Below are 23415 nucleotides of genomic sequence, written 5' to 3' on the forward strand. Positions count from 1 at the left end.
CGCGGCGGCGGTCACGTTCGCGGCCGCGGCGAGCTCCGCCGGCGGCGCGAACCGGCGGTCCTCCTTGAGCAGGTTCGCCAGACTCTCGTTGCTCATGTGTACAGCACTCCAGGTGTTCGTTCGCTCGGGGCGGTGGGCCGCCCCCGTGCCAGTTGTCGATCATCGCCCATGCCGGGCCCGGCTCCGGACGGATCCCGCCGGATCCGGCCGACCTGTCGGTGCGACCCGGCAAATCCTTCGGTCGCTCAGGACAGCGCCCGGTCCGGCTGAGGAGCCGCGCCCACCGGGTGGGCGCAGGACTCCCAGGCCCGGGCCCGGCCGGTCCAGTCCCGGATCCGGTGCAGTACGCGGACCGGGCCGACGGCCGACCCGGTCAGCCGGCACAGCGCCCGCAGGCCCGAGAGGTCGTGGCGCCGCGTCAGTTCGTCGCCGCGACTCAGCAGCAGTTCGACCGCCGCGGGTTCGGTGTGCAGGAAGGTCACACCGTAGCGCTCGACGGTCTCCCAGAGGCGGCCGCGGACGCCGGCCGGCGGGCCGCTCTCGCAGAGCACCTGGGTCACCCCGGCCGCGAGCGCGCCGAACACCCCGTACGGGCGCCCGCCGAGCCAGCCGACCTCACCGGTGCACCAGTAGACGTCGCTCCCGGGGCGCAGGCCCAGCAGCTCGGGGTCGTCCCCGTACCCGCCGGGGTGCGGTGGAGGGAGGCCGGGCCCGGCGTCCGCCTGCTCGACCCGCTCGTGCCACCACAGGTCGCGCCCGTCCTGCCAGGGGACCGGGCGGCCGGTGCGGCGCACCACCAGGACGTGCCGGACCCGCGGGCAGCCGGCGAGCGCCGCGTCCACGGCCGGTTTGAGGGCGACCGGCGTACCGTGCCGCTGCGGGGCACCGGCCGGCGCGGGCGGGCCCGGGCGGATGCTCCCGTCCGCCGTGATCACCACCTCGGCGCCCAGGTCGCGCAGGCCCGGCAGGACCGGCCGGGCACCGTCGAACAGCCCGAACACCGCCGCCGGGACAGCCCCCAGCAGGGTGCAGGCCAGCACCGCCACCACGGCCTCGGGGATCACCGGCAGGTAGATCCCGACCCGGTCGCCCGGGCCCACGCCGAGGGCACTCAGGGCGGCGGCGGCCCGGCCGACCTCGGCGTCGAGCTCGGCGAAGGTGAGCGCGCGGGTGTCGCCGAGACCGCCCTCGAAGTGCAGCGCCACCCGGGCGGCCCGCAGCTCCTCGGGGCCCGGCCCAGGGCGGCCCGCCAGGGCCCGGGCCATCAGGGCCCGGCCGGGCAGCCCGCGGTCGAGCAGTCCGTGGCCCGTCAGCTCGTGGTCCGTCGACTCGTGGTCCAGGGAGCGCATCAGAAGGCCCCGGCAGCGGTGCGCGGGCGGGGTGGGGTGGTGCTGATCATCGGTCGCTCCGTGGCGGTACGGGGCATGCCCGGCACGGGGGCATGCCTGCGGGCGGGCGCGGCCCGGCGTGCGGGCGGCCCGGTGCGGGACAGGAGAGGTCGGGCCGCCGGCGGTCACGGGCGGCCCCGGGCGGTCGGCGCTGCGGAGCTGCGGGGGCTCAGTGCACGGCGGGGCTCAGCGGACGGCGGGCAGCCCGGTGTCGGCCCGGTCCGCCGGTCCGCGGCCGGACCACCAGGCCCCGGGGTCGTCGCACGGGCCGACGGTGAGCCTCTCGCCGTAGCCGTGGTCCAGCAGGCAGCCGCCGCGGTGGCCGACGATCCGGAACCGGCCGTCGGCCGGCCACGCCGGGTCGGTCACGAAGGTCCAGAGCTGGCCCTCGGCCTCCGCCCCGGTGCGCTCGTGCTGGAGGTAGACCGAGTCGTCCGGGTCGGTGGTGAGCACCAGCGGGCCGCTGTCGTCGCTGCTCAGCAGGGCCGACCGGAGCACCAGTTCACCGCTGTCGGCCGCTGCGACCAGCCACTCCTGGTCCTCCGCGGCGTCGGCGGGCATGGCGATCACCGCCGCGCCGTCCGCCGCCCGCGAGGCACCGGCGCCGGCGGCGTGCAGCCGCAGCCCGGAGCCGTCGGCGGTCAGCACGGTGAGGCCGGTGACCGGCCCGCTGCGGGCGACGGTGTCCGCCTGTCCCGGCAGCGGGCCGGGGGCGAGGGTGACGCCCTCGTCCCCCCGGTCGCCGACGACGGCGGTCGGGCCGCCCTCGCCGAGCGCGAGCCCGGCCTCGCCGGCCAGCAGCAGGGCCGGCAGCGCGGCGAGGACGACGGTGGCCTTGGCGGCGGAGAGCGCGGGTCGGTAGCGCACGGTGCAGGTCCCCAGTGGGTGGTCGGTTACGGCGCGGGCGTTCCAGGCCGAGAGCGCTGCACCGGCCGCGGACACGAATCCCCCGTCCCCGCCTGGGCTTTCGAGGTCCAGGCGGGACCCTCCGGCAGCAGGATGCCACGCTAGCCAGCCGGGCGGCCGTCCTGGAGGACGGTCGCCACCGAAGAGTTAACGCACCGTGGGGCCATTCGGCTTCTTTCGGCCCCCGTCAGGCCGAATCCCTGACCACCAGTTCGGTTGCCAGCACCACCTGGCGGTGCGCCTTGCCGGGCGAACCGATCTCGTCCAGCAGCAGCCGGGCCATGGTCCGGCCCATCTCCTCGATCGGCTGCCGGACGCTGGTCATCGGCGGATCGGTGTGCCGCGCCACGATGGAGTCGTCGAAGCCGATCACCGCGACGTCCTCCGGGACCCGCCGGCCGGCCGTGCGCAGCACCTGCATCGCGCCGGCGGCCATCACGTCGGAGGCGCAGAACACCGCGTCCAGCTCCGGGGCGCGCCCCAGCAGTTCGCGCATCGCCAGCCGTCCGCCCTCCTCGGTGAAGTCGCCGAGGCCGACCAGGTCCTCGCGGTAGGGCCGCCCCGACTCCTCCAGCGCCTGCCGGTATCCGCTCAGGCGGGCCCGGGCGCCCTCCATGTCCAGCGGGCCGGTGATGGTGGCGATCGCCGCGCAGCCGCGGCGCAGCAGGTGCCGCACCGCCATCCGGGCGCCGCCCGCGTTGTCCGCGAGGACGTAGCTCAGCGGCTCCGCGTCGCCGCGCCGGCCGGCCAGCACGGCGGGGATCCCCAGGCTCTCCAGCAGGGCCGGCAGCGGGTCGTCCTGGTGCACCGAGACCAGCAGCACGCCGTCCACCCGCTGCGCGCCCAGGTAGGCGGACAGCCGGTCGCGCTCGCGCTGGTTGCGGACCAGGATCAGCAGCAACTGCATCTCGCTCTCGGCGAGTTCCGCCGCGACCCCGCTGATGATGTCGGAGAAGTACGGTTCCGAGAAGAGCCGGGTCTCGGCCTCGGGGACCACCAGCGCGACGGCGTCGGTCCGGGACGTGACCAGGGTCCGGGCCGCGCGGTTGGGCACGTAGCCGAGTTCGGCGATGGCCGCCCGGACCGCCTCCCGGGCCTTCTCGCTGACCCGGGGCGAGCCGTTGACCACCCGGGACACCGTGCCGCGCCCCACCCCGGCCAGGGCCGCGACCTCCTCCAGGGTCGGGCGTGCCCCGCCCCGGCCGGCGCCGCCGGCCGTCGTACCGGCCGCCGGGTCCACCGCCTCCGCCATCCGTCCCACCTCTTCGCACTCGTCTTCGCACTCGCCGGTCGGGCACGGCCCATGCCCGGCCGCCCCCACATCGTCCCCGGGCGGAGGCCCGGACCACCAGCCGGGGCCCGGACACCGGCCGCGCACCGGTCCGCGCACCGGGCGGGGACGCCTCCGGGGGCCGCGGGCGGGCGGTCGTGGACCGAGGGGCGGACCGGGTGGACGTACCGGCCACCGACGCGAGAGACTGGTCTAGACCTCCTCTTCACTCAGAACGGTGAACCAGATGGAAATCGTGATCGTCCCCGACGCCGCCGCGGGTGGTGAGCTCATCGCCGCGGCGATCGCCGACCTGCTCTCCGTCAAGCCGGACGCGCTGCTCGGCGTCGCCACCGGCTCGACGCCGCTGCCGATCTACCAGGCCCTGGCCGCCCGGGTGCGGGCCGGCGAGCTGGACGCCTCGCGGGCGCGGATCTGCCAGCTGGACGAGTACGTCGGCCTGCCGGCGGGCCACCCCGAGTCCTACCGCTCGGTGGTGCTGCGCGAGGTGGTCGAGCCGCTGGGCCTGACCGAGGCCTCCTTCCTCGGCCCGGACGGCAACGCCGAGGACATCGCCGCCGCGGCCGCCGCCTACGACCGCGCGCTGGCCGAGGCCGGCGGCGTCGACCTCCAGCTGCTCGGCATCGGCACCGACGGGCACATCGGCTTCAACGAGCCCTGCTCCTCGCTCGCCTCCCGGACCAGGATCAAGACCCTGACCAAGCAGACCCGGCAGGACAACGCCCGGTTCTTCGACAGCCCGGACGAGGTCCCGCACCACGTGATCACCCAGGGCATCGGCACCATCCTGGAGGCCCGCCACCTCGTCCTGCTGGCCACCGGCGAGGCGAAGGCCGAGGCGGTGGCACTGTCCGTGGAGGGCCCGCTGTCCGCCGCGGTGCCGGCCTCGGCGCTCCAGCTCCACCCGCACGCCACCGTGGTCGTCGACGAGGCCGCCGCCTCCGGTCTCAAGCTCGCCGGCTACTTCCGGGACACCTACGCCGCCAAGCCGTCCTGGCAGAAGCTGTAGGTCCCCGGCGGGGCGCCCGGCACCGCCGGGCCCGGGCGCCCCGCCCACTCCCCCGCTCCCCGCTCCCCCGTCACGCCTGTTCGACGACCCCGGTCAGCTGGCCCGGTCGGCGGCCCGGCGGGGCGGCAGTGGCAGGAACGGGCTGGTCCGCGCCGCGTACTCGGCCCAGCCGGGCTTGCGCGCCGCCATCTGCCGCTCCAGCAGCGGCTTCCCGCTGCCGAACGCGAGCAGCCAGGTCATCAGCAGCGGACTCGCCACGAACGCCCAGCCGATCGGCTCGGCGAGCGCGAACAGGAACAGGCCCCACCACACGCAGGCGTCGCCGAAGTAGTTGGGATGGCGGGTGTAGCGCCACAGGCCCCGGTCCATCACCTGCCCCCGGTTGGCCGGATCGGCCTTGAACCGGGCCAGCTGCCGGTCACCCACCGCCTCGAAGAACAGGCCGAGCGCCCACAGCCCGGTGCCGGCCCAGGCGAGCGGGCCGAGCCGCTGCGGCAGGTACTGGGCGGCCACCACCGGCAGCGCCACGAACCACAGGATCCCCGCCTGCAACAGGTACACCTTCCGCAGCGCGTACCGGCCCTCCCGGCCGGGCGGCGCCCCGGCCAGCAGCGCCGCGTACCGCGGATCCTCGCCGTGGCCCCGGGAGCGCCGGCCGATGTGCACCGCCAGCCGCACCCCCCAGACCACCACCAGCGCGGTGACCAGGGCCCGTCGCCCGGCATCGCCGTACCCGGCCGACAGGCCGTAGCCGGTCAGCGCGACCGCCGCGAAGCCCAGGCCCCAGGCCACGTCCACGCCGCGGTGCCGCCCGGTGCGCAGCCCCACCGCGAAGGCGGCCAGCAGCACCACCAGCGCGGCGCCCGCACCGGCGGCCAGGCCCACCACGAAGGCGGCCCCGTTCACCGGTACCACTCCGCCGGGGTGGCCGGCAGCGCGGCGGCGCCGTCGGCGCTCGGCCGCACCGCGAGGATCTGGTCGACGCCCATCCGCCGCTGGGCGAACGCCTGCGCGCTGCCCACCAGGTAGAGCCGCCAGAGCCGGAACGCCGCCACGCCGACCAGCTCGACGAACTCGCCCCGGTGCTCCTCCAGCCGACCGTGCCAGGCCTCGATGGTGCGGGCGTAGTGCTCGCGCAGCGCCTCCACCTGGCGCACCTCCAGGCCGGCGTCCTCCAGCAGGCCGACGGTCGCGCCGACCGGGCGCATGTGCATGTCCGGGGCGATGTACGCCTCGATGAACGCGCCGCCGCCCGGGGCCGTGCCGCCCCGGGACATCTGCTGCACCAGCAGCCGCCCCTCGGGCCGCAGCAGCGCGTACAGCCGCGCCGCGAAGGCCGGGTACTCCCGGTCGCCGACGTGCTCGCCCATCTCCACGCAGCTGATCGCGTCGAAGGCGCCGTCGCCGATCTCCCGGTAGTCCTGGCGCCGGACGTCGACCCGGTCGGCCACCCCGGCCCGCTCCGCCAGCCCCGTGGCGAAGTCGTGCTGCCGCCGCGAGAGCGTGACCGCGGTGACCCGGACGCCGTGGTGCCGGGCCGCGTGGACGGCGAGCGCGCCCCAGCCGCAGCCGACGTCCAGCAGCCGCATGCCCGGCTCCAGGCCGAGCTTGCGGCAGATCAGGTCGAACTTGGCCTCCTGCGCCTCGGCCAGGGTGTCGGCCGGGTCCGTCCAGTAGCCGCAGGAGTACGCCATCGCCGGGCCGAGCAGCAGGGCGTAGAACTCGTTCGACAGGTCGTAGTGGTGGCTGATCACCGCCCGGTCGCGGGCCCTGCTGTGCAGCTCGCCGCGGACGGCCGCCCGGGCGGCGGGCGGCGCCGGCCGGGGCCCGAGGACCCCGAGCCGGGTGGCGGCCGACAGCAGCCGCGGCCAGTCGCGCAGCGCCGGGCGGGCGGCGGTGCGGCCGTCCAGCGCCCGGCGGATCCGGACCAGGCCGGTGGCGAGGTCGCCCTCGAGGTCGAGGTCGCCGCTGATGTAGGCGTCCGCCAGGCCGAGTTCGCCCGGTTGCCAGAGCAGCCGGCGCAGCGCCCGACGGTTGTGCAGGATGACGGTCGGTGCGCCGGTCGGGCCGGCCGTCGAGCCGTCCCAGGCCCGCAGCCGGAACGGCAGCGGGCCGCCGAGGAGTTCACCGATCAGCGGGGCGAGGCGGGTGGCCGCGGTCATCGGGCGTGTCCCTCCCGGGTGAGCAGCAGCTGCTGCACGTCGAGGTAGCCGGTCCTGAACCCGGCCTCGGAGTACGCCAGGTACAGCTCCCACATCCGGCGGAAGACCTGGTCGAAGCCCAACTCGGCGACCTCCGCGTCGCGTTCGGCGAAGCGCTCGCGCCACAGCCGCAGCGTCTCGGCGTAGTGCGGGCCGTACGGGCGGCAGGAGGTGAGCCGCAGGCCGGTGTACCGGTCGGCGGTCTGCGCGATCGCCCGGACGGAGGGGATCAGCCCGCCGGGGAAGATGTACTTGAGGATCCAGGTGTAGGTCTCGCTGCTGGCGAGCATCCGGTCGTGCGGCATGGTGATCGCCTGCAGCGCGGCCCGGCCGCCGGGCGCCAGGACCCGGTCGACGGTGCTGAAGTAGACCGGCCAGAACGGGCGGCCGACCGCCTCGATCATCTCCACGCTGACCACCGCGTCGTACTCCCCCTCGACGGCCCGGTAGTCGCAGAGCCGGACCTCGGCCCGCCCCTCCTGGCCGGCGTCGGCGATCCGGCGCCGGGCCAGCGCGAGCTGCTCCTCGGACAGGGTCAGGCTGACCACCCGGGCGCCGCGCGCGGCGGCCCGCAGGGCGAGTTCGCCCCAGCCGGTGCCGATCTCCAGCAGCCGGGTGCCGGGGCCGACCTTGGCCAGGTCGAGCAGCTGGTCGATCTTGCGGTGCTGGGCCTCGGCGAAGCTGCCCCACCCGGCCTCCGGGCGGCCGTCCGCGCCGGTCGGGAAGACCGCCGAGGAGTACGTCATGGTCGGGTCGAGGAAGAGCGCGAACAGCTCGTTGGAGAGGTCGTAGTGGCGGCTGATGTTGCGGCGGGCGTTGGCGGCCGAGGGCCGCTCGGCCTCCGGCAGCCGCTGCACGTACAGCCGGCGCAGCCACTGGGCGCCGGTCGGCACCAGCGTCTCGGGGGCGGTGGCCAGTTCGGTGAGCAGCGCGACGAGGTCGGGCGAGTCCCAGTCGCCGGCCTGGTAGGCCTCGCCGAAGCCGATCAGCCCGGTGGCGCCGACCCGGTGGAAGAAGTCCTCGGGCCGCTGCAGGCGCAGCACCGGGGAGCCCTCGGGTGCGGTCACCAGCGGGCGTCCGCCGGGCAGTTCGACCCGCAGGCCGCGCCGGCGGGCCACCCGGCGCAGCAGCCGCTCGGCCGCCAGGGCGCGCAGCGGCACCTCGGGGACGCGGGCCACGTCCGGCCAGCGTCCGGGGTCGACGGGCACCGGGCGCGGCCGGGCGGGGTGGAAGGCTTGCTGGGTCACGGGTGGCGTACCTCTTCCTCGGTGCGGACCGGTCGGGGCTGCGGTGTCCGGGCCTGCGGGCAGGCCGGGGGCCGGGGCTGGACGGGCAGGCCGCGCAGCAGCAGCCGGATGCCCTGGCGGCGGATGTCCAGCGGGACGGCCCAGGTGGCGAACGGGTGCCGGAGCACCGCCCGGAGCAGGGTGGCGGGCCCGGCGGCGACGCGGGCGCCGCGGACGACGGCGATGAACGGGTGGCCGCCCGCGCGCTCCAGCCCGACGGCCAGCGCCAGCCGCTCCCCGGGCTCCGGCAGGCTCATCCGGTAGGCGCCGTCGACCGGGAAGAACGGCGAGACGTAGAACTCCTTGGCGACCGTCGCCCGCCCGTGCCGGTCCGGCCGCAGCAGGTAGCGGTGGGACCCGCCGTAGGTGTTGTGGACCTCCGCGACGGTGCACGCCGGGCGGCCGTCCGGGGTGTGGCACCAGTAGACGGTGAGCGGGTTGAACACGTGGCCGAGCGAGCGGGCCTGGGTGAGCATCAGCACCTGTCCGCCGGCCAGGTCGACGCCCTCCCCGGCCAGGTAGCGGTCGAGGTTGTCGCGCAGCGTGCGGCGCGGGTCGCCGGGGTGGTCGGCGGACCGGAACCGGGCCAGCGGCCGCATCAGCCGGGGCAGCCGCGGCAGCCGGTCGAGGTCGACCAGCCACAGGTAGGTGCGGTGCCGGAAGCGGTGGCGCAGCGGCGCGGTCCGCAGGTGGGTCACCGTGGTCTCGTACAGGGCGGCTCCCCACGGCCCCGGCAGCGGGGCGGGGATCATCGCGCGCCCACCCCGGCGAGCGACTCGGCGGCGGCCAGGCCCGCCCGGCAGCCGTCCTCGTGGAAGCCCCAGCCGTGGTAGGCACCGGCGAACGCGGTGCGGCCGGTGTTGAGTTCGGGCAGCCGGCGCTGGGCGGCGAGCGTCTCGCGGGTGTAGATCGGGTGCTCGTAGACGGTGCGGGAGAGCACGTGCTCGGCGGCGACGGGGTGCCGCGGGTCCTCGTTGAGGGTGACCAGGTAGTCCTCGGCGGTGTCCAGGCCGAGCAGCCGGTTGAGGTGGTAGCTGACCTGGACCTGGTCGGCGGCGCCGGTGCAGTCCGGCATCCGGTAGTTCCAGGAGGCGCGGGCCCAGACCGCCCTGGGCAGCCGGCCCGGGTCGCGGTGCAGCACCGTGGGGTTGCGGGAGTAGCGGAAGGCGCCGAGGAGTTCGCGCTCGGCGGCGGTCGGGTCGGCCAGCAGGGCGAGCGCCTGGTCGGGGTGGGTGGCGACGACCACCGCGTCGGCCTCGGTGCGGTGCCCGTCCTCGGTGACCACCTCGACGCCGTCGGCGTGCCGCAGCACCGCCCGGACCGGGGCGCCGCGGTGGACGGCGGTCAGCCGCTCGGCGATCCGCTCCACGTAGCCGCGCGAGCCGCCGACCACCGTCCGCCAGGCCGGGGAGCCGGTGACGCTGAGCATCCCGTGGTTCTGCAGGAAGGTGAACAGGTACCGGGCCGGGTAGTCGCCCGCCAGGTCGGGGGCGCAGGACCAGACGGCGGCCACCACCGGTGTCATGAAGTGGTGGACGAAGTAGCGGGAGAAGCCGCCGGCGGCGAGGAACTCGCGCAGGGTGGGTTCGCCGGCGTTCGGGTCGGCGAGCAGCCGGCGGGCCCGGCGGTGGAAGACCGGGACCTCGGCCAGCATCCGCAGGTAGCGCCCGCGCAGCGGGGCCCCCGGCTGGGCGAGCAGGCCGGCCGGGCCGCGCGCGCCGGCGTACTCCAGGCCGCAGCCGTCGCACCGCACCGACATGCTCATCTCGCTCTCCCGGGTCTCCACCCCGAGCTCGGCGAACAGCTGCACCAGGTTCGGGTAGGTGCGGCGGTTGTGCACCAGGAAGCCGGTGTCCAGCGCGACGGCGCGGCCGTCCGCGCCGATCGCCTGCTGGGTGTGGGCGTGCCCGCCGAGGCGGGTGTCCGCCTCGAACAGCTCCACCTCGGCGCCGCCGGTCCGCAGCCGGTAGGCGGCGGTCAGCCCGGCGACGCCGCTGCCGACCACGGCGATCCGGCGCGGTCCGCCCGGGGGGCGGGCGGCCGGGATCCTGACGGCTCGGACGGTCTCCGGCATGGTCACGTGCACCCCTGTCGATCCGCGGGCCGGGCCGTCACCGGCCCGGTCCTGCCTTGTGCTCCATCAGTCGTTCGGAGCACACGGCGCGGCGGATTGGTCGATCGGGGGCGGAGCCGTCCGGGGCCCCGTCAGGTGAAGCCGAGCAGCATCATCGGCGCCGCCGTGGGGTGCGCGGAGCCGCCCGCCGGCTCCACGGTCACCCCGATGCCGGCGGCCCCGTCGATCGGGCCCTCCAGCAGCAGCGAGCCGTTCGAGGCGGGCAGCAGACCGGCCGGGCGCATGGTGCCGGCGTCGTTGAACCACACCTGGTAGGTGCGGTCGGCGGGCAGCGCCGGCAGGCCGGAGGCGAGGAAGCCGGCCCGCCCGAGGCTCTCCGACCAGACCACCGTGCCGACCCCGGACCCGGCCGTGGCCGTACTCGTCCGGGCGTCGGGGGCGGTCAGCAGGGCGCCGAACCGGGCCTGCTCCTGCTGGAGCGCGGCCGTACGGCTGCGGGCCTGCTCGGCCTCGTCGTGCTGCTGGTAGGCGAGCCCGCCGAGCGCGGCCGCCAGCGCGACCGAGGCGGCCAGCGCCAGCTTGGGCCACTGCCGGGCGGCGCGGCCCCCGCGGTGGCCGGCCGGGCCGTCCTGGTCCGGCTCCGCGGAGGCGGGGGCGAGCTGGCGCACCGTCCCGATGCCGGCCAGCACCCGGGCCTTCAGTTCCGCCGGCGGGACGACCGCCTCCGCCGCCCCGAGCCGGGCCAGCGTGGCGGTGAACTCGCGCACCTCCTGCGCGCAGGCCGGGCACTGCGCGAGGTGGCGTTCGAACGCCTGGCGCTCCGACTCGCCGAGCGCGTGGGCCGCGTAGGCCCCGGTGAGCGTGTGCAGATCCGCGGCGATCGTCATGACCCCACCCCCAGGCAGTCCCGCAGCCGGATCAGGGCGTCCCGCATGCGGGTCTTGACGGTGCCCAGCGGCGAGCCGAGCATGTCGGCGACCTCGCGGTAGGAGTAGCCCCGGTAGTACGCCATGGTGACGGACTCGCGCTGGAGCTCGGTGAGCATCTGCAGGCAGCGCCGCACCTGCTCGCGTTCGAGCCGGCCCTCGACCTGCTCGGCCACCTCGTCGAAGGCGGGGGTGTGCGACTGCGCGGCGACCCGCTGGTCACGGTCGGCGGCGGCCTGCGCGGCCCGGACCCGGTCGACGGCGCGGCGGTGCGCCATGGTCAGCACCCAGGGCATCACCTCGCCGCGCTCGGGCTGGTAGCGGGCGGCGGTGCGCCAGACCTCCAGCATCACCTCCTGCGCCACCTCCTCGGACTGCGCCGGGTCCCGCAGCACCCGGCGGATCAGCCCGAGCACCGGGCCGGCCACCGCGTCGTACAGGCGCCCGAACGCGTCCTGGTCGCCGAACGCGACCTTGGCGACCAGCTCGCGCAGGTCGGGGCCGCGCCGGTGCGGCCCCGACAGGTGGACGACGGCGCTCACCCGGCCACCCCCCGGCTGCCGGCCGCGACCGGTGGGGCCGGTCGGGGCGGACGGGCCCGGTGCGGGTCCCTCGGGTGAGCGGCTGGCATCGGTGACCTCCAGGTGACGGCGCTGGCCGGCGGCCCGCACGGGCCCCGGCACCGGTTGTTCGGAGCGGTCGCCCGACCGGATTGGTCCGGGCTGCCCGTCCTACGCGTGGACGGCCGAGGCCCCGGGCACACGGGCGAGGTCCTCGCGGCTGCGCACCTCGTCCTCGGGACATTCGTCCGTGCCCGCGAAACCTACCGGCTACGGTGCCCCGGTGACCGACTCCACCGACCGGCTGCCGCTGCTCTTCCTCGACGTCGACGGCCCGCTCATCCCGTTCGGGCCGCCCCCGCCGGAGCACCCGGACGGGCACCCGACCTACCGGACGTCCCACCGGGCGGGCGCTTCGAACCCGCTGCTGGACCGGATCGACCCGCGGCACGGGCCCCGGCTGGCGGCCCTGCCCTGCGCGGCGCTCTGGGCCACGACCTGGGAGGACGAGGCCAACGAGTGCGTCGCCCCACGGCTCGGCCTGCCACCGCTGCCGGTGGTGCACTTCCCCGAGACCCTTCCCGAGCCCTTTCCCGAGGCCATCGCGCCGGATGGTTCCGGATCCGGTCCGGGGGCCCCGGGTTGGCCGCCGGGCCTGCACTGGAAGACCCCCGTCCTGGTCGCCCGGGCGGCCGGGCGGCCGTTCGCCTGGGTCGACGACGAGATCTCCGCCGCCGACCGGGCCTGGGTGGAGGTGCACCACCCGGGCCCGGCGCTGCTGCTGCGGGTCGACCCGCGACGCGGGCTGACCAGGGCGGACTACCGCGTCCTGGACGGGTGGCTGCGGGGCGCGGTCACGGGGTGAGCCGGTGGGGGCCACGGAACAGGAAGGTCGCCTCGCGAATCGACTCGAGCCCCAGCAGCACCATCAGCACCCGCCCGAGGCCGAGCCCGAACCCGCCGTGCGGCGGGGGTCCGGGTGTCGGCCACAGGGGCATGGCTGTCAGGCCCTCGGGGTCCTGCCCGTGACGATCAGAGTTCCGATGTGGCCCTCGGTCGGGGCGGCGAGGACCGCCGCTTCCGCCGCTTCGAATCCGCTCCGCCGAAGCAGGCCGACCCATCTGCGCGGTGTGTAGGAGTAGCGGTACGTGTACAGCGCCCTCCCGGCGAATCCCCCCTTGTACATGCCCTGTGGGCCGTATGCACCAGGGATGGCGGGGGGCTGCGAAAAGGCCAGGATGCCGCCGGGGTTCAGACGGGCGGCAATGAGCGGGAACAGCTTCAGCGGGTCCGTGAACCAGACCGCTCCGAACACCGAGTACACCGCGTCCCACGTCTCGTCGGTGCCGCTCAGGTAGTCCAGAACCTCGGCACAGTGGATCTGGACGCCGGTCGGCCCCCAACGTTCGGCGACCTTCTCGACCATGACAGGCGAGAGATCGACGCCTGTGACCTTCACGCCCTGCTCGGCCAGCGTGGCCAGCGCGCGGCCGGTGCCGCATCCGAGTTCCAGCGCGCTGACCCGTGACCCGAGCAGTTCGGGGCCGGGCCCGTGGTCGGCGTACTGGGTCCAGCGGAAGACCGGCCCGGCGTCGAACACGTCGTCCTTGATGCCGGCCGCGTAGGTGTTCCACAGTTCGCGCTCGGATTCGATGTTGTGCTGTGCGGACAACGAGCCTCCCTTGGAGAGGAGTTGGTGGGCGGGTGCCCCTTTCCAACGACGCGCGGCAGGGGCACCCTAGCGCCCGGTCAGTGGCTGTCGGGCACCTTGTTGTCGCACGGGGAGCAGTCCGCCCCGTCGATCGCCCACAGCTCCTCGTCGGCGTCGAACCCGTTGCCGCGCAGGAACTCGGCGGTACGGATCACGATGCCGTCGCCGCGCCGCTGGATCAGCGGGGCGTGATGCTTGTACCGCCCAGCGTTGTACACCTCGCAGATGGCGAAGTACACCGGCGTGTCCAACAGGAGCTGGTGCACTCCCATGTCCACGATCTTGCCGACACCCAGGTGCACCTCCGGGCGTTCCATGGCGGTGATCGTGTCTGCGATGGCGTTGTCCAGGATCCGCTCCATGGCCACCTCATCCTGTCCCGTAGCTTGCGCGTTCTTTCCCTGAACCTGTCGTGACCACCAGCATCCAACGCCCAGGGGCATCCTGGCAGGCGTTTCGCCGTGTCTGACGGCCCGCGGTCCGACGAACCGCGGTCTCCGAAGATCAGAGGGCGGTTGCCCCAGCGGTGCACCCGGGCACCGGCGGGATCGGGTGGCCACCGCCGGGCGGGGGCTCCCGTCCGGGTGGCACCGGCCGCCGGGCGCCCCTACGGTCGGGACATGAGTGAGAATCAGGTGCCCACCGGTCCGCCCGGGGTGGCCGAGCAGCTCGGCGAACGGTACGCGCGCGTCCTGAGCCTGGTGCACCGCTGCGCCCTCGCGGTGGACGCCGGCAGCTGGGCCGAGCTGGACGACGCGGCCGGGGCGCTGTCCCAGGCCGCCGACGAACTGGCCGCCTCGGCCTCGGCGACCACCAGGGAGCCGGTGGCGGCCGAGCCCCGGGCGGTGCTGTCCGCCGTCCTCGGCCTGGAGCCGCCGCACCGCCTGTTCGGCGCCCTGCACCGCCCCTGAGCCGGCCGCTCCGCCCGTCCCACCGACGGCCCATCAGGACGGCCGGTCGGCCCGTCACCTGTTCGACATGAACTGTTTGCCCGGTTATGTCCACCGTCCTACGGTGTTGCTCATGACAGGGGCCGAAGACGGTGTCGGACGGGTGATCGCTGGGCGCTGGACGCTGACGCGGCGGCTCGGCTCGGGCGGGATGGGGCGGGTCTGGCTCGCCCACGACGAGGTGCTGGACTGCGAGGTCGCGCTCAAGGAGATCGACGTCCCGCCCGGCCTGCCGGAGCGGGAGTTGAGCGCACGGATCGCCCGCGCCCGCGGCGAGGCCCGGCACGCCGCCCGGCTGCGCAGCCACCCGCACGTCGCCACCGTGCACGACGTGGTCGAGGAACACGGCCTGCCGTGGATCGTCATGGAGTACGTGCCGGGAGCGACCGACCTGGAGGCCGTGGTCCGCGAGCAGGGGCCGCTGCCCCCTGCCGAGGCCGCCCGGATCGGGCTGGCCGTCCTGGACGCCCTGACCGAGGGCCACCGGCTGGGCGTCCTGCACCGGGACGTGAAGCCCGCCAACATCCTGCTCACCGGCCCCGCCGCCCGGCCGGCGCACCCGGCGGACGGTGGGCAGGTGCTGCTCGCCGACTACGGCATCGCCCTGGAACCGGCCTCCGGCGAGACCCGGCTGACCGCGGCCTCCGGAATCGTCGGCACCCCCGGCTACCTCGCGCCGGAGCGGGCCCGGGGCGCCGAGCCGAGCCCGGAGTCCGACCTGTTCGCGCTCGGGGCCACGCTCTACTACGCCACCTGCGGCCGGGGCCCCTTCGACGCGGACACCGATGCCGCCTCGCTCACCGCCCTGCTGTTCGAGGAGCCCGACCTGCCGGACCACCTCACCGGCCCCCTGGTGCCGGTGCTGCGGGGCCTGCTGGCGAAGGACCCGGCCGAGCGGATGCGGGGCGAGGAGGCGGCCCGCCGGCTCGCGGAGGTGCAGGCCGGCGCCGGGCCCGCAGCGACCCTGGTCCAGCCGCCCGCCGCTGCGGCGCCGGCGGCAGCCACGACCACGCCCGCGCCCACCTCGACGCCCGCGCCCACCCCCGCGCCGCCGACGGTGGCCGCGGCACCTGCCGCCCGCCCCCGACGCCGCCGACGGATGCCGTCCGGCCGCGTCCTGACCCTCGCCGCGGCCGCCGTGCTGGTGGTGGGAGGTGCGGTCTGGGCCGGGGCCTCCCTGGTCGGCGACTCGGGCACCTCCGCCTCGTCCGCGCCCGCGGCGGCCGGCACCCCGTCGACCCCGGCACCCACCGGGCCGGTGCCGCCGTACGGGGAGGCGGTGGGCCTGCCGCAGGAACTGCACCGCGGCGACTGCGTCTCGGCCGTGTGGAACGGGGACAAGTTCCAGGGGCTGCCGAAGCTGGGGCTGCTGGACTGCATCAAGGACACCCCCGACGGCCAGGCCCTCGACCTCGCCGAGGTGACCTCGCTGAGCGACGCGACACAGAACGGCAACGCGATCTGCACCGCACGGCTGCGGACCACGGTCGACTCCCTGCCGGACGCCCGGGCCTACGCCGTCCCGCCGAGCGAGCAGGGCTGGGCGGGCGGCGTGCGTGCCATGCCCTGCCTCGTCCTCGGGAAGACGACCGGGATCGTCGGACCGGTCGGCAGCTTCCGCCCGATGGGCCAGGAGATCTACCTGGCGGACACCTCGATCGGCGACTGCGTGGACTCCGCGACCAAGCAGGACGGCACCCAGTCCACCGTGCTCGCGGACTGCAACGCACCGCACGGGGAGCAGGTCCTCGGCTTCGTCGTGCCGCCCGAGGGAGTGAGCTACCAGGCGGCCGGCGAGACCGACGCGCTCAAGCTCTGCGCGCAGCAGTACGCGGCGTTCCGCACCGCCGGCCACGAGGTCAGCGCCTGGACCGGCAGCGAGAAGAGCTGGGACCAGGGGTTCCGGTACGTGATGTGCACGCTCACCATGGCGGACGGGTCCAAGCTCCCCGCCGGCGCGGTGGCCGGGCCGCAGTAGGGTGTGCCGCCGCTCCCCCTCGATATTGCGGGCGCCCGACCGCCCGGCTGTCGCAGACTGGGGCGGAGCACATTACGGACCGGAGGATGGTTTTCATGGTTGAACGGCCCTTGACGCTGATGGCGGTGCACGCCCACCCCGACGACGAGGCCACCGGGACGGGGGGTGTGCTGGCCCGGTACGCGGCCGAAGGCATCCGCACCGTCCTGGTCACCTGTACCGACGGCGGCTGCGGCGACGGCCCCGGCGGCGTCAAGCCGGGCGATCCCGGCCACGATCCGGCGGCCGTGGTGGCGATGCGGCGCCGGGAGTTGGAGGCGAGCTGCGAGGTCCTCGGGGTCGACCACCTGGAGCTGCTGGACTACGCCGACTCCGGGATGATGGGCTGGGCCACCAACGACGCGTCCGGTGCCTTCTGGGGGACTCCGGTCGCGGAGGGCGCCGCCCGCCTCGCCGAACTACTGGAGCGTTACCGGCCCGACGTGGTGGTGACCTACGACGAGAACGGCTTCTACGGCCACCCCGACCACATCCAGGCCAACCGCATCACCATGGCGGCGCTGGCGACCTCCGGGCTGACGCCGAAGGTGTACTGGACGACGGCGCCGCGCTCGATGATGCAGAAGTTCGGCGAGGTCATGCGGGAGTTCGACTCGGACTGGGAGGAGCCGGACCCGGCGCAGGCCGCCGAGATGGCCAAGATCGGCCTCCCCGACGAGGAGATCACCACCTGGGTGGACACCACCGAGTTCGGCGGCCGGAAGTTCGACGCGCTGGCCGCGCACGCCAGCCAGGGCGAGAACATCTTCTTCCTGAAGATGGGCAAGGAGCGCTTCACCGAGCTGATGGGCGTGGAGACCTTCGTCCGGGTCCAGGACACCACGGGCGCGGCCGTGCCCGAGAACGACCTCTTCGCCGGGCTGCGCTGATCCCGGGGCGTCCGACCGGACCGGGAGCACCGGATCCGGTCGGACGCCGGCCGGTCAGAGCCGCTCGGGGACGGGGTTGCCGACCGCCTCGATCGCGCGCCGCAGCGGCACCCGGACCAGCACGGCGAAGCCGATCACGAAGAACACCAGCAGCGAGATGATCGCCGAACGGTAACTGCCGGTGAGCTGGTAGGCGAGGCCGAAGACCAGCGGACCCATCCAGCTCGTCCCGCGGTCGCTCACCTTGTAGAAGCTGAAGTACTCGGCCTCCCGGCCGGCCGGGATGAGGTGCGAGAACAGCGAGCGGGAGAGTGCCTGGCTGCCGCCGAGCACCAGCCCGATCATGCAGGCCAGGGCGTAGAACCAGGCCGGCTGGTGGGCCGGCATCAGGTAGCCGAGCGCGAGCGTGATCACCCAGCCGACCAGCGAGCCGAGGATCGTCCGCTTGGCGCCGTAGCGGCGGGCGATCCGGCCGAGCAGCAGGGCCCCGCCGATCGCCACGATCTGGACCATCAGCACCGCCGCGACCAGCGAGGTCTGGTCCATGCCGAGCTCCTCGCTGCCGTAGAGCGAGGCCTGCGAGACGACGGTCTGGATGCCGTCGTTGTAGCAGAGGAAGGCCGCCAGGTAGAGCAGGGTGAGCGGGTAGTCGCGCATGCCGCGCAGGGTGCGGCCGAGTTCGCGCAGGCTGCCGGCGGCGGGACGGTCGGTGGGCGCCGCGGCGCGGCCCGCGACCGCACCGGCCCGCGACGGCAGCCGCAGCAGCGGGACCAGGGTGAACAGCGCCCACCACAGGCCGGCCGAGGCCAGGCAGATCCGCACGGCGGTGCCGGACGAGAGGCCGAACGCCTCGTGGCCCTCGAACAGCGCCAGGTTGGCGACCAGCAGCAGCCCGCCGCCCGCGTAGCCGTACGCCCAGCCCTTGGACGAGACGGCGTCGCGCTCGTCGGGGGCCGCCAGGCCCGGCAGGTAGGCGTAGGAGAGCGCGACCGACACCGCGTACGCGATGTTGGCGACCACCAGCAGCGCGCCGCCGAGCAGGTAGCGGTCGCCGCCGAGGAAGAACATCCCCATCGTCGCTGTCGCGCCGATGTAGGCGAAGCCGCACATCAGCTCCTTGTGCCGGCCCGTGCGGTCCGCGATCGTGCCGGTCAGCAGCATCACCGCGACCGAGAGCAGCACGGAGAAGGAGACCGTGTACGGGAAGAACGACCCGGCGCGGATCGACAGCCCGAGCGGGTGCACGTCGCCGGACGCGTCGGCGGCCTCCTTGGCGACGGAGGTCAGGTACGGGCCGAGGAACACCGTCAGGACGGTGGCCGAGAAGGCGGCGTTGGCCCAGTCGTTGACGTACCAGCCGAACTGCATGCGGCGCAGCGCGTGCTCGTCGGTGGCGTCCGCCGGGTGGTCCGGTGCCTGGGTCTTGGTGCTCATGGGGCTCCTATCGCTGGGCCGGAGCCGGTGCTGCCGTCGGTCCAGCAGCCGCGCTCGTGGAGAACGTCCCGCAGGACGTCGATGCGATCGGCCATGATGCCATCCACACCGAGGTCCAGCAGAGCCCTGATCCGCCCGGGGTCGTCCACGGTCCAGACGTGGACCTGCAGGCCGAGGCGGTGGGCGGTGCGTACGAAGGCCCGGTCGACCACCCGCACGCCTTGGTGGCGCTCCGGCACCTGCGCGCACAGGCCCGCGAACGGCCGCCTGCGGCCGCGCAGCAGCGGGCCCGTCAGCGAGTACAGGCGCAGCCGGGCGACCTCGCGCGGGCCGAGCGAGGTGGCCAGCCGGGGGCCGGCGGCGGCGCGGACGGCGGCGAGCCGGCGGTCGGAGAAGCCGCCGACGCAGACCCGGTCCCAGGCGTTCGTCCGGCGGACCGCCTCGACCAGCGGGTCGATCGCCGGGGCGGCCTTGACGTCGATGTTGAACCGGGCCTCGGGGAAGGCGCCGAGCAGGTCCTCCAGCAGCGGGACGGGTTCGGTGCCACCGATCCGGGCCTGCCCGACGGCGGACCAGGGCAGCTCGGCCACCAGGCCGGTGCGGTCGGTGACCCGGTCGAGCCGGGAGTCGTGGAAGGCCACCAGCACGCCGTCGGCGGTGGCGTGCACGTCCGTCTCCAGGTAGCGGTACCCGAGCGCGACGGCGGCCTCGAAGGCGGCGAGCGAGTTCTCGGGGTGACCGAGGGCGCCGCCCCGGTGGGCGAAGGCGAGCGGCCCCGCGTGGTCGAGGAAGCTGTGCATGTGGTGCTCCGAGCTGCTGCGTGGGGACCGCCGGGCCCGCACCCCGGCAGCGCTGCCCGCTCCGACGGCATCTCGGACCGCGCGCGTTACAGTATTGCGCACGCTGTCAAGCAGTAACGACGCGCCGCCGGGGCCGTGACCCGGGCGGGTGCCCCGGAGCCCCCCGGCCCGCCGGCGGCAGCTGGTGCCGGACGCGCGGCCAGGAGGCCCCGGGGTCTTCCTTTCTTTCTAGAACCCGACTGCCGGGCGCAGCAGTTGGTGCGCGGTGGCGTCCGGGCGGGGGCGGCGCAGGGCGGCCCGCAGGGCGGTCGGGGCGGGGTGCTGCGCGGGGTCGGAGGGTCGGACGGTGAGGTCGAAGTCCTGGTGCGCCTTGGCGTTCAGGGCCGCGGGCAGCTGGAGCCGACCGGTCCCGGCCAGGCGGCGGATCTCGGTGCGGCTGGCGCCGAGCCCGAGCACGAGCAGCCGTTCCAGCCGGACCGGTACGGGCAGCTCGAAGCCGACCGCCACCGTGAGCGGGGCCGGGTGGTCGAGCGCGTAGCCGGGCGCGCAGGTCTCCAGCTCCCAGGTCCCCGTCCAGTCGAGGCGGTACCCGTTCCGCGCGGCGAGCGATGCGTCCAGCGTCAACTCCCGTACCACCGCAGGGCTGTTGGTCTCGAAGGCGACCAGGCGGGCGGGGGCCAGGGAGGAGACGTGGACGCGTTCGTGCACCGGGACCTTCGAGGTCCGGTCGCAGCCCGCGCAGCTCAGCAGGAGCCAGACGTCGAGGAGCTTGCCGCTGGCGTTGACCCGGATCCGGCCGGTGGGGCGGTGGCGGGTGGCGGGGCAGTCCGGGCACGGCCGGACGACGGTGGGCAGGGCGGATTGACGCACGGCCCACCGGGCCTTGCGGTCGGTATTCATGTGGTTGCCTTCAGGACTCGGCAGGCGCGCTCGTACCCCGGGTCGGGGCGGCCCCTGCTCGGACGGATGCACACGACGGCGCGTCGAATCGCCCCGGGGCCGAGGTGACAGGCTCCGGGGTCGATCGCGCGGCGGTTGGCTGGTGCCGGGTGGCAGCCGTTACAGGTCCATGCGGGAGATCGTGCTGGGCGGGCGGCCCGTCGGGCAACCGATTTACCGCCGCGCGAAGGGCTGGTGGTGGCACGGGAGTTCGGGAGGTTCGGAGCCGCGGGAGTACTGGTAGGAAACTTTCCTTTCCACTACGCTCCCGGACGGCGGCTCGGCGCGGCGCCCGCACCGGATGGGGCGTGACGCGCTCAGCGAGAGCTCTGACCCGGCCGCCGCGGTGGCGTGCGGCCACCGCCCGCTCCGGTGCGGCCCGCTTCGGCGTGCGCCGGTGTCCAGCTCTCGCCGTGCCAGGTCAGGGAGTTCGAGAATGCATCAAGGAGTCATGACGAGGCGCGCCCGGATCGCCGGGTACGCCGCCGTGCTCGCGCTGCTCGCAGGCGCACTGCTCGGGTGGTCCGAACGGGCGGGGGCGGCGGCCGATCCGCTGCTCTCCAAGGGCAAGGCCGCGACGGCCTCCTCCACCGAGGGCTCGTCGTACGCGGCGGGCAAGGCCTTCGACGGGAGCACCACCACCCGGTGGGCGAGCGCCGAGGGCAAGGACCCGCAGTGGCTGCGGGTGGACCTCGGGGCGGGCGCCACCGTCTCGCGGGGGAAGCTGAGTTGGGAGGCTGCGTACGCCAAGGCGTACCGCCTGGAGGTGTCCGCGGACGGCACCACCTGGACGGCGCTCGCCACGGAGAAGGCCGGCAACGGCGGCACCGACGACTGGACGGGCCTGTCCGGCAGGGGCCGCTACGTGCGGATGTACGGCACCGCGCGCGGGACCTCCTACGGCTACTCGCTGTTCGAGATGGAGGTGTACGGCGTGCCGGACGGCGGACCGCCGCCGACCGGGGCGTTCACCGTGGTCGCCGCCGGCGACATCGCCGCGCAGTGCACGGCCGCGGACGCCGGCTGCGCGCACCCGGCGACGGCCGCGCTGGCCCGGCGGATCGACCCGAAGTTCTACCTGACGATGGGTGACAGCCAGTACGACGACGCCCGGCTGGAGGACTTCCGGAAGTACTACGACACCAGCTGGGGCGCCTTCAAGGCGAAGACCCACCCGGTGCCGGGCAACCACGAGACGTACGACCCCGCCGGGTCGCTCGTCGGGTACAAGGCCTACTTCGGCAGCATCGCCTACCCGCAGGGCAAGAGCTGGTACAGCTTCGACGAGGGCAACTGGCACTTCGTCGCGCTGGACTCCAACGCCTTCGACCAGAGCGCCCAGATCGACTGGCTGAAGGCCGACCTGGCGGCCAACACCCGGAAGTGCGTCGCCGCCTACTGGCACCACCCGCTGTACTCCTCGGGCGGCCACGGCAACGACCCGGTCTCCCGGCCGGTGTGGAAGATCCTCTACGCCGCCAAGGCCGACCTGGTGCTGAACGGGCACGATCACCACTACGAGCGGTTCGCCCCGCAGGACCCGGACGGGAAGGCCACCGCCGACGGGATCGTCGAGATCGTCGGCGGCACGGGCGGCGCCGAGCCCTACCCGATCGAGCAGGTCCAGCCCAACAGCCAGAAGCGGATCAGCGGCGACTACGGCGTCCTGAAGCTGGACCTCACCGACACCGGCTACAGCTGGACCTACGTCGGGACGGACGGCCACGTCGAGGACACCAGCCCGACGTACAGCTGCCACTGATGATGTACCTGGCCACCACCGGCCGCCGTTCGGACCCGTCGTCCCGCCCCGCCGGGGTGGGGCGCCGGGTCCCCGGGACGGTCGTCGCGCTCGGCGCGGTCAGCCTGGTCACCGACGTCTCGTCGGAGATGGTCACCGCCGTGCTGCCGCTCTACCTGGTGCTGGGCCTCGGCCTGTCACCCCTCCAATTCGGCTTCCTCGACGGCATGTTCAACGGCGCCACGGCGCTGGTACGGCTGCTCGGCGGCCGGATCGCCGATCGGGGCGGCGGCCGGCACCGGACGGTCGCCGGCGCCGGCTACCTGCTCTCCGCGCTCTCCCGGCTCGGGCTGCTGCTGGCCGGCGGGGCGGCCGGCGGGATCGCCGCCGCCCTGGCGGCCGACCGGCTCGGCAAGGGGGTGCGCACCGCGCCCCGGGACGCCATGATCTCGCTCAGCGCACCGCCGGAGGCGCTCGGCCGGGCGTTCGGCGTGCACCGCGCGATGGACACCACGGGCGCCCTGCTCGGCCCGCTGGTCGCGCTCGCGGTGCTGGGGGCGACGGCCGACGCGTACGACGCGGTGTTCGTGGTCAGCTTCGCCGTCGGGCTGCTCGGGGTGCTGGTGCTGGTGCTGTTCGTCCCCGGCGGAGCGGCCGGGCCGCCGGCCGTGGCGCAGCCGGTCCGGCCCGCCCGGACGACCGGCCGACGGGTGCCCGGCCGACGGGCGCCCGGCGACCCGGCGTTCCGGCGGGTGGTCGCGGCCGCCACCCTGCTGGGAGCCGCGACGATCGGCGACTCCTTCCTCTACCTGCTGCTGCAGCGCGGCCTGGGCCTGGCACCCGCGCTCTTCCCGCTGCTGCCGCTCGGCGCGGCCGCGTGCTACCTGCTGCTCGCCGTCCCGGCCGGCCGGATCGCCGACCGGATCGGGCGGCGGACCCCGTTCCTGTACGGGCACGGCGCACTGCTCCTCGCCTACCTCGCCCTGCTGGTCCCGGTCGGCCCGGCCACCGCCGGGCTGGTGCTGGTGCTCCTCGGCGCCTTCTACGCCGCCACGGACGGCGTCCTGATGGCGCTCGCCGGGCCGGCGCTGCCCGCCCGGGGACGCGCCGGCGGGCTGGCCGTGCTCCAGACCGGCCAGGCCCTGGCCCGGCTGGTCGGAGCGGCCGGCTTCGGCGCGGCCTGGACCTGGTGGGGCGCCCGCCCGGCGCTGGCGGTGGCCGCGGTCGCGCTGGCGGCCGGGCTCGCCGCGGCCCGGCGGGTCCTGCCGGACGGGCGGCCCTCGTGACGGCGG

Annotated in this window: 22 protein-coding genes and 1 pseudogene; 7 read left to right on the plus strand and 16 right to left on the minus strand. The window is 75.2% G+C overall.

The genetic code is table 11. The annotated features are described in order from the left end of the window. Positions 1–245: 245 nt before the first annotated feature. The 3 genes from ABT014_RS19905 to ABT014_RS19915 form a co-directional block, all read right to left on the minus strand. Positions 246–1349, minus strand: coding sequence for an AMP-binding protein (locus tag ABT014_RS19905; protein WP_350640302.1), 1104 nt, complete (start codon positions 1347–1349; stop codon positions 246–248). A gap of 225 nt (positions 1350–1574) precedes the next feature. Beyond that, positions 1575–2255, minus strand: a complete 681-nt coding sequence (locus ABT014_RS19910) for a hypothetical protein (protein ID WP_350640303.1) — start codon at positions 2253–2255, stop codon at positions 1575–1577. A 226-nt stretch (positions 2256–2481) separates the two neighbouring features. Continuing rightward, entirely contained in the window at positions 2482–3546 is a 1065-nt protein-coding gene (locus ABT014_RS19915) for a LacI family DNA-binding transcriptional regulator (protein ID WP_350640304.1), read from the minus strand. A gap of 265 nt (positions 3547–3811) precedes the next feature. On the opposite strand from ABT014_RS19915, the gene ABT014_RS19920 reads away from it, so the two are divergent. After that, the gene (locus ABT014_RS19920; RefSeq protein WP_350640458.1) at positions 3812–4594 is read left to right on the plus strand and encodes a glucosamine-6-phosphate deaminase; all 783 of its coding nucleotides are present in this window, start codon (positions 3812–3814) and stop codon (positions 4592–4594) included. Positions 4595–4687: 93 nt separating this feature from the next. Here ABT014_RS19920 and ABT014_RS19925 read toward each other — a convergent pair whose 3' ends face one another. The 7 genes from ABT014_RS19925 to sigK form a co-directional block, all read right to left on the minus strand. Next, the gene (locus ABT014_RS19925) at positions 4688–5500 is read right to left on the minus strand and encodes a DUF1295 domain-containing protein (RefSeq protein WP_350640305.1); all 813 of its coding nucleotides are present in this window, start codon (positions 5498–5500) and stop codon (positions 4688–4690) included. Beyond that, a complete protein-coding gene (locus tag ABT014_RS19930) occupies positions 5497–6756 on the minus strand; it encodes a class I SAM-dependent methyltransferase (protein ID WP_350640306.1) in 1260 nt (419 codons plus the stop codon). The genes ABT014_RS19925 and ABT014_RS19930 overlap by 4 nt, the downstream gene beginning before the upstream one ends. Continuing rightward, a complete protein-coding gene (locus tag ABT014_RS19935; RefSeq protein WP_350640307.1) occupies positions 6753–8042 on the minus strand; it encodes a class I SAM-dependent methyltransferase in 1290 nt (429 codons plus the stop codon). Before ABT014_RS19935 ends, ABT014_RS19930 begins: the two co-directional genes overlap by 4 nt. Next, positions 8039–8833, minus strand: a complete 795-nt coding sequence (locus tag ABT014_RS19940; RefSeq protein WP_350640308.1) for a DUF1365 domain-containing protein — start codon at positions 8831–8833, stop codon at positions 8039–8041. The genes ABT014_RS19935 and ABT014_RS19940 overlap by 4 nt, the downstream gene beginning before the upstream one ends. Beyond that, positions 8830–10155: an NAD(P)/FAD-dependent oxidoreductase gene (locus tag ABT014_RS19945; RefSeq protein WP_350640309.1), complete on the minus strand. Its 1326-nt coding sequence runs from the start codon at positions 10153–10155 to the stop codon at positions 8830–8832. The genes ABT014_RS19940 and ABT014_RS19945 overlap by 4 nt, the downstream gene beginning before the upstream one ends. 131 nt (positions 10156–10286) lie before the next feature. Continuing rightward, on the minus strand, positions 10287–11042 hold the full coding sequence (locus ABT014_RS19950; protein ID WP_350640310.1) for an anti-sigma factor: 756 nt from the start codon (positions 11040–11042) through the stop codon (positions 10287–10289). Beyond that, the gene (gene sigK, locus ABT014_RS19955; RefSeq protein ID WP_350640311.1) at positions 11039–11623 is read right to left on the minus strand and encodes an ECF RNA polymerase sigma factor SigK; all 585 of its coding nucleotides are present in this window, start codon (positions 11621–11623) and stop codon (positions 11039–11041) included. The genes ABT014_RS19950 and sigK overlap by 4 nt, the downstream gene beginning before the upstream one ends. A gap of 301 nt (positions 11624–11924) precedes the next feature. Between sigK and ABT014_RS19960 the strand changes: the two genes are divergently transcribed. Further along, the gene (locus ABT014_RS19960) at positions 11925–12506 is read left to right on the plus strand and encodes a hypothetical protein (protein ID WP_350640312.1); all 582 of its coding nucleotides are present in this window, start codon (positions 11925–11927) and stop codon (positions 12504–12506) included. Here the strand turns inward: ABT014_RS19960 and ABT014_RS19965 are convergent. From ABT014_RS19965 to ABT014_RS19975, 3 genes and pseudogenes are all read right to left on the minus strand, one after another. Further along, a pseudogene (locus ABT014_RS19965) lies at positions 12496–12618 on the minus strand (amino acid--tRNA ligase-related protein); the annotation flags it as partial. The gene ABT014_RS19960 and the pseudogene ABT014_RS19965 overlap by 11 nt on opposite strands. Positions 12619–12644: 26 nt before the next feature. After that, the gene (locus ABT014_RS19970) at positions 12645–13313 is read right to left on the minus strand and encodes a class I SAM-dependent DNA methyltransferase (protein WP_350640313.1); all 669 of its coding nucleotides are present in this window, start codon (positions 13311–13313) and stop codon (positions 12645–12647) included. Between the two features lie 77 nt (positions 13314–13390). Further along, positions 13391–13795 (minus strand): hypothetical protein, encoded by a 405-nt coding sequence (locus ABT014_RS19975; RefSeq protein WP_502895036.1) that lies wholly within the window; start codon positions 13793–13795, stop codon positions 13391–13393. Between the two features lie 177 nt (positions 13796–13972). Here ABT014_RS19975 and ABT014_RS19980 point away from each other — a divergent pair, with 177 nt between their 5' ends. From ABT014_RS19980 to ABT014_RS19990, 3 genes are all read left to right on the plus strand, one after another. Beyond that, entirely contained in the window at positions 13973–14263 is a 291-nt protein-coding gene (locus ABT014_RS19980; protein WP_350640314.1) for a hypothetical protein, read from the plus strand. A 112-nt stretch (positions 14264–14375) separates the two neighbouring features. Continuing rightward, positions 14376–16280: a serine/threonine-protein kinase gene (locus ABT014_RS19985; RefSeq protein ID WP_350640315.1), complete on the plus strand. Its 1905-nt coding sequence runs from the start codon at positions 14376–14378 to the stop codon at positions 16278–16280. A 95-nt stretch (positions 16281–16375) separates the two neighbouring features. Then, the gene (locus tag ABT014_RS19990; protein WP_350640316.1) at positions 16376–17209 is read left to right on the plus strand and encodes a PIG-L family deacetylase; all 834 of its coding nucleotides are present in this window, start codon (positions 16376–16378) and stop codon (positions 17207–17209) included. Between the two features lie 54 nt (positions 17210–17263). Here the strand turns inward: ABT014_RS19990 and ABT014_RS19995 are convergent, their stop codons facing one another. The 3 genes from ABT014_RS19995 to ABT014_RS20005 all read right to left on the minus strand — a co-directional run bounded on the left by ABT014_RS19995 (position 17264) and on the right by ABT014_RS20005 (position 20343). Beyond that, positions 17264–18643, minus strand: a complete 1380-nt coding sequence (locus ABT014_RS19995) for an MFS transporter (RefSeq protein ID WP_350640317.1) — start codon at positions 18641–18643, stop codon at positions 17264–17266. After that, the gene (locus ABT014_RS20000) at positions 18640–19443 is read right to left on the minus strand and encodes a glycerophosphodiester phosphodiesterase family protein (protein ID WP_350640318.1); all 804 of its coding nucleotides are present in this window, start codon (positions 19441–19443) and stop codon (positions 18640–18642) included. The genes ABT014_RS19995 and ABT014_RS20000 overlap by 4 nt, the downstream gene beginning before the upstream one ends. 228 nt (positions 19444–19671) lie before the next feature. After that, positions 19672–20343, minus strand: coding sequence for a DUF1062 domain-containing protein (locus ABT014_RS20005; RefSeq protein WP_350640319.1), 672 nt, complete (start codon positions 20341–20343; stop codon positions 19672–19674). Positions 20344–20833: 490 nt separating this feature from the next. On the opposite strand from ABT014_RS20005, the gene ABT014_RS20010 reads away from it, so the two are divergent. Both ABT014_RS20010 and ABT014_RS20015 read left to right on the plus strand, forming a co-directional pair. Further along, a complete protein-coding gene (locus ABT014_RS20010) occupies positions 20834–22144 on the plus strand; it encodes a discoidin domain-containing protein (protein ID WP_350640320.1) in 1311 nt (436 codons plus the stop codon). 2 nt (positions 22145–22146) lie between these two features. Further along, positions 22147–23409, plus strand: a complete 1263-nt coding sequence (locus ABT014_RS20015) for an MFS transporter (RefSeq protein WP_350640460.1) — start codon at positions 22147–22149, stop codon at positions 23407–23409. The last annotated feature ends 6 nt before the right edge of the window (positions 23410–23415 follow it).

Origin of the sequence: Kitasatospora sp. NPDC094015 (assembly GCF_040304075.1) — a bacterium.
Lineage (GTDB): Bacteria > Actinomycetota > Actinomycetes > Streptomycetales > Streptomycetaceae > Kitasatospora.

Bases quoted from the DNA above. Each gene is read 5' to 3' on its own strand.
- ABT014_RS19915 (WP_350640304.1), bottom strand. From the start codon at position 3,546: ATGGCGGAGGCGGTGGACCCGGCGGCCGGTACGACGGCCGGCGGCGCC.
- ABT014_RS19995 (WP_350640317.1), bottom strand. From the start codon at position 18,643: ATGAGCACCAAGACCCAGGCACCGGACCACCCGGCGGACGCCACCGAC.
- ABT014_RS19950 (WP_350640310.1), bottom strand. From the start codon at position 11,042: ATGACGATCGCCGCGGATCTGCACACGCTCACCGGGGCCTACGCGGCC.
- ABT014_RS19930 (WP_350640306.1), bottom strand. From the start codon at position 6,756: ATGACCGCGGCCACCCGCCTCGCCCCGCTGATCGGTGAACTCCTCGGC.
- ABT014_RS19945 (WP_350640309.1), bottom strand. From the start codon at position 10,155: ATGCCGGAGACCGTCCGAGCCGTCAGGATCCCGGCCGCCCGCCCCCCG.
- ABT014_RS19975 (WP_502895036.1), bottom strand. From the start codon at position 13,795: ATGCCCCTGGGCGTTGGATGCTGGTGGTCACGACAGGTTCAGGGAAAG.
- ABT014_RS19980 (WP_350640314.1), top strand. From the start codon at position 13,973: ATGAGTGAGAATCAGGTGCCCACCGGTCCGCCCGGGGTGGCCGAGCAG.
- ABT014_RS19985 (WP_350640315.1), top strand. From the start codon at position 14,376: ATGACAGGGGCCGAAGACGGTGTCGGACGGGTGATCGCTGGGCGCTGG.
- ABT014_RS19990 (WP_350640316.1), top strand. From the start codon at position 16,376: ATGGTTGAACGGCCCTTGACGCTGATGGCGGTGCACGCCCACCCCGAC.
- ABT014_RS20000 (WP_350640318.1), bottom strand. From the start codon at position 19,443: ATGCACAGCTTCCTCGACCACGCGGGGCCGCTCGCCTTCGCCCACCGG.
- ABT014_RS19905 (WP_350640302.1), bottom strand. From the start codon at position 1,349: ATGCGCTCCCTGGACCACGAGTCGACGGACCACGAGCTGACGGGCCAC.
- ABT014_RS20005 (WP_350640319.1), bottom strand. From the start codon at position 20,343: ATGAATACCGACCGCAAGGCCCGGTGGGCCGTGCGTCAATCCGCCCTG.
- ABT014_RS19920 (WP_350640458.1), top strand. From the start codon at position 3,812: ATGGAAATCGTGATCGTCCCCGACGCCGCCGCGGGTGGTGAGCTCATC.
- ABT014_RS20015 (WP_350640460.1), top strand. From the start codon at position 22,147: ATGTACCTGGCCACCACCGGCCGCCGTTCGGACCCGTCGTCCCGCCCC.
- ABT014_RS20010 (WP_350640320.1), top strand. From the start codon at position 20,834: ATGACGAGGCGCGCCCGGATCGCCGGGTACGCCGCCGTGCTCGCGCTG.
- ABT014_RS19940 (WP_350640308.1), bottom strand. From the start codon at position 8,833: ATGATCCCCGCCCCGCTGCCGGGGCCGTGGGGAGCCGCCCTGTACGAG.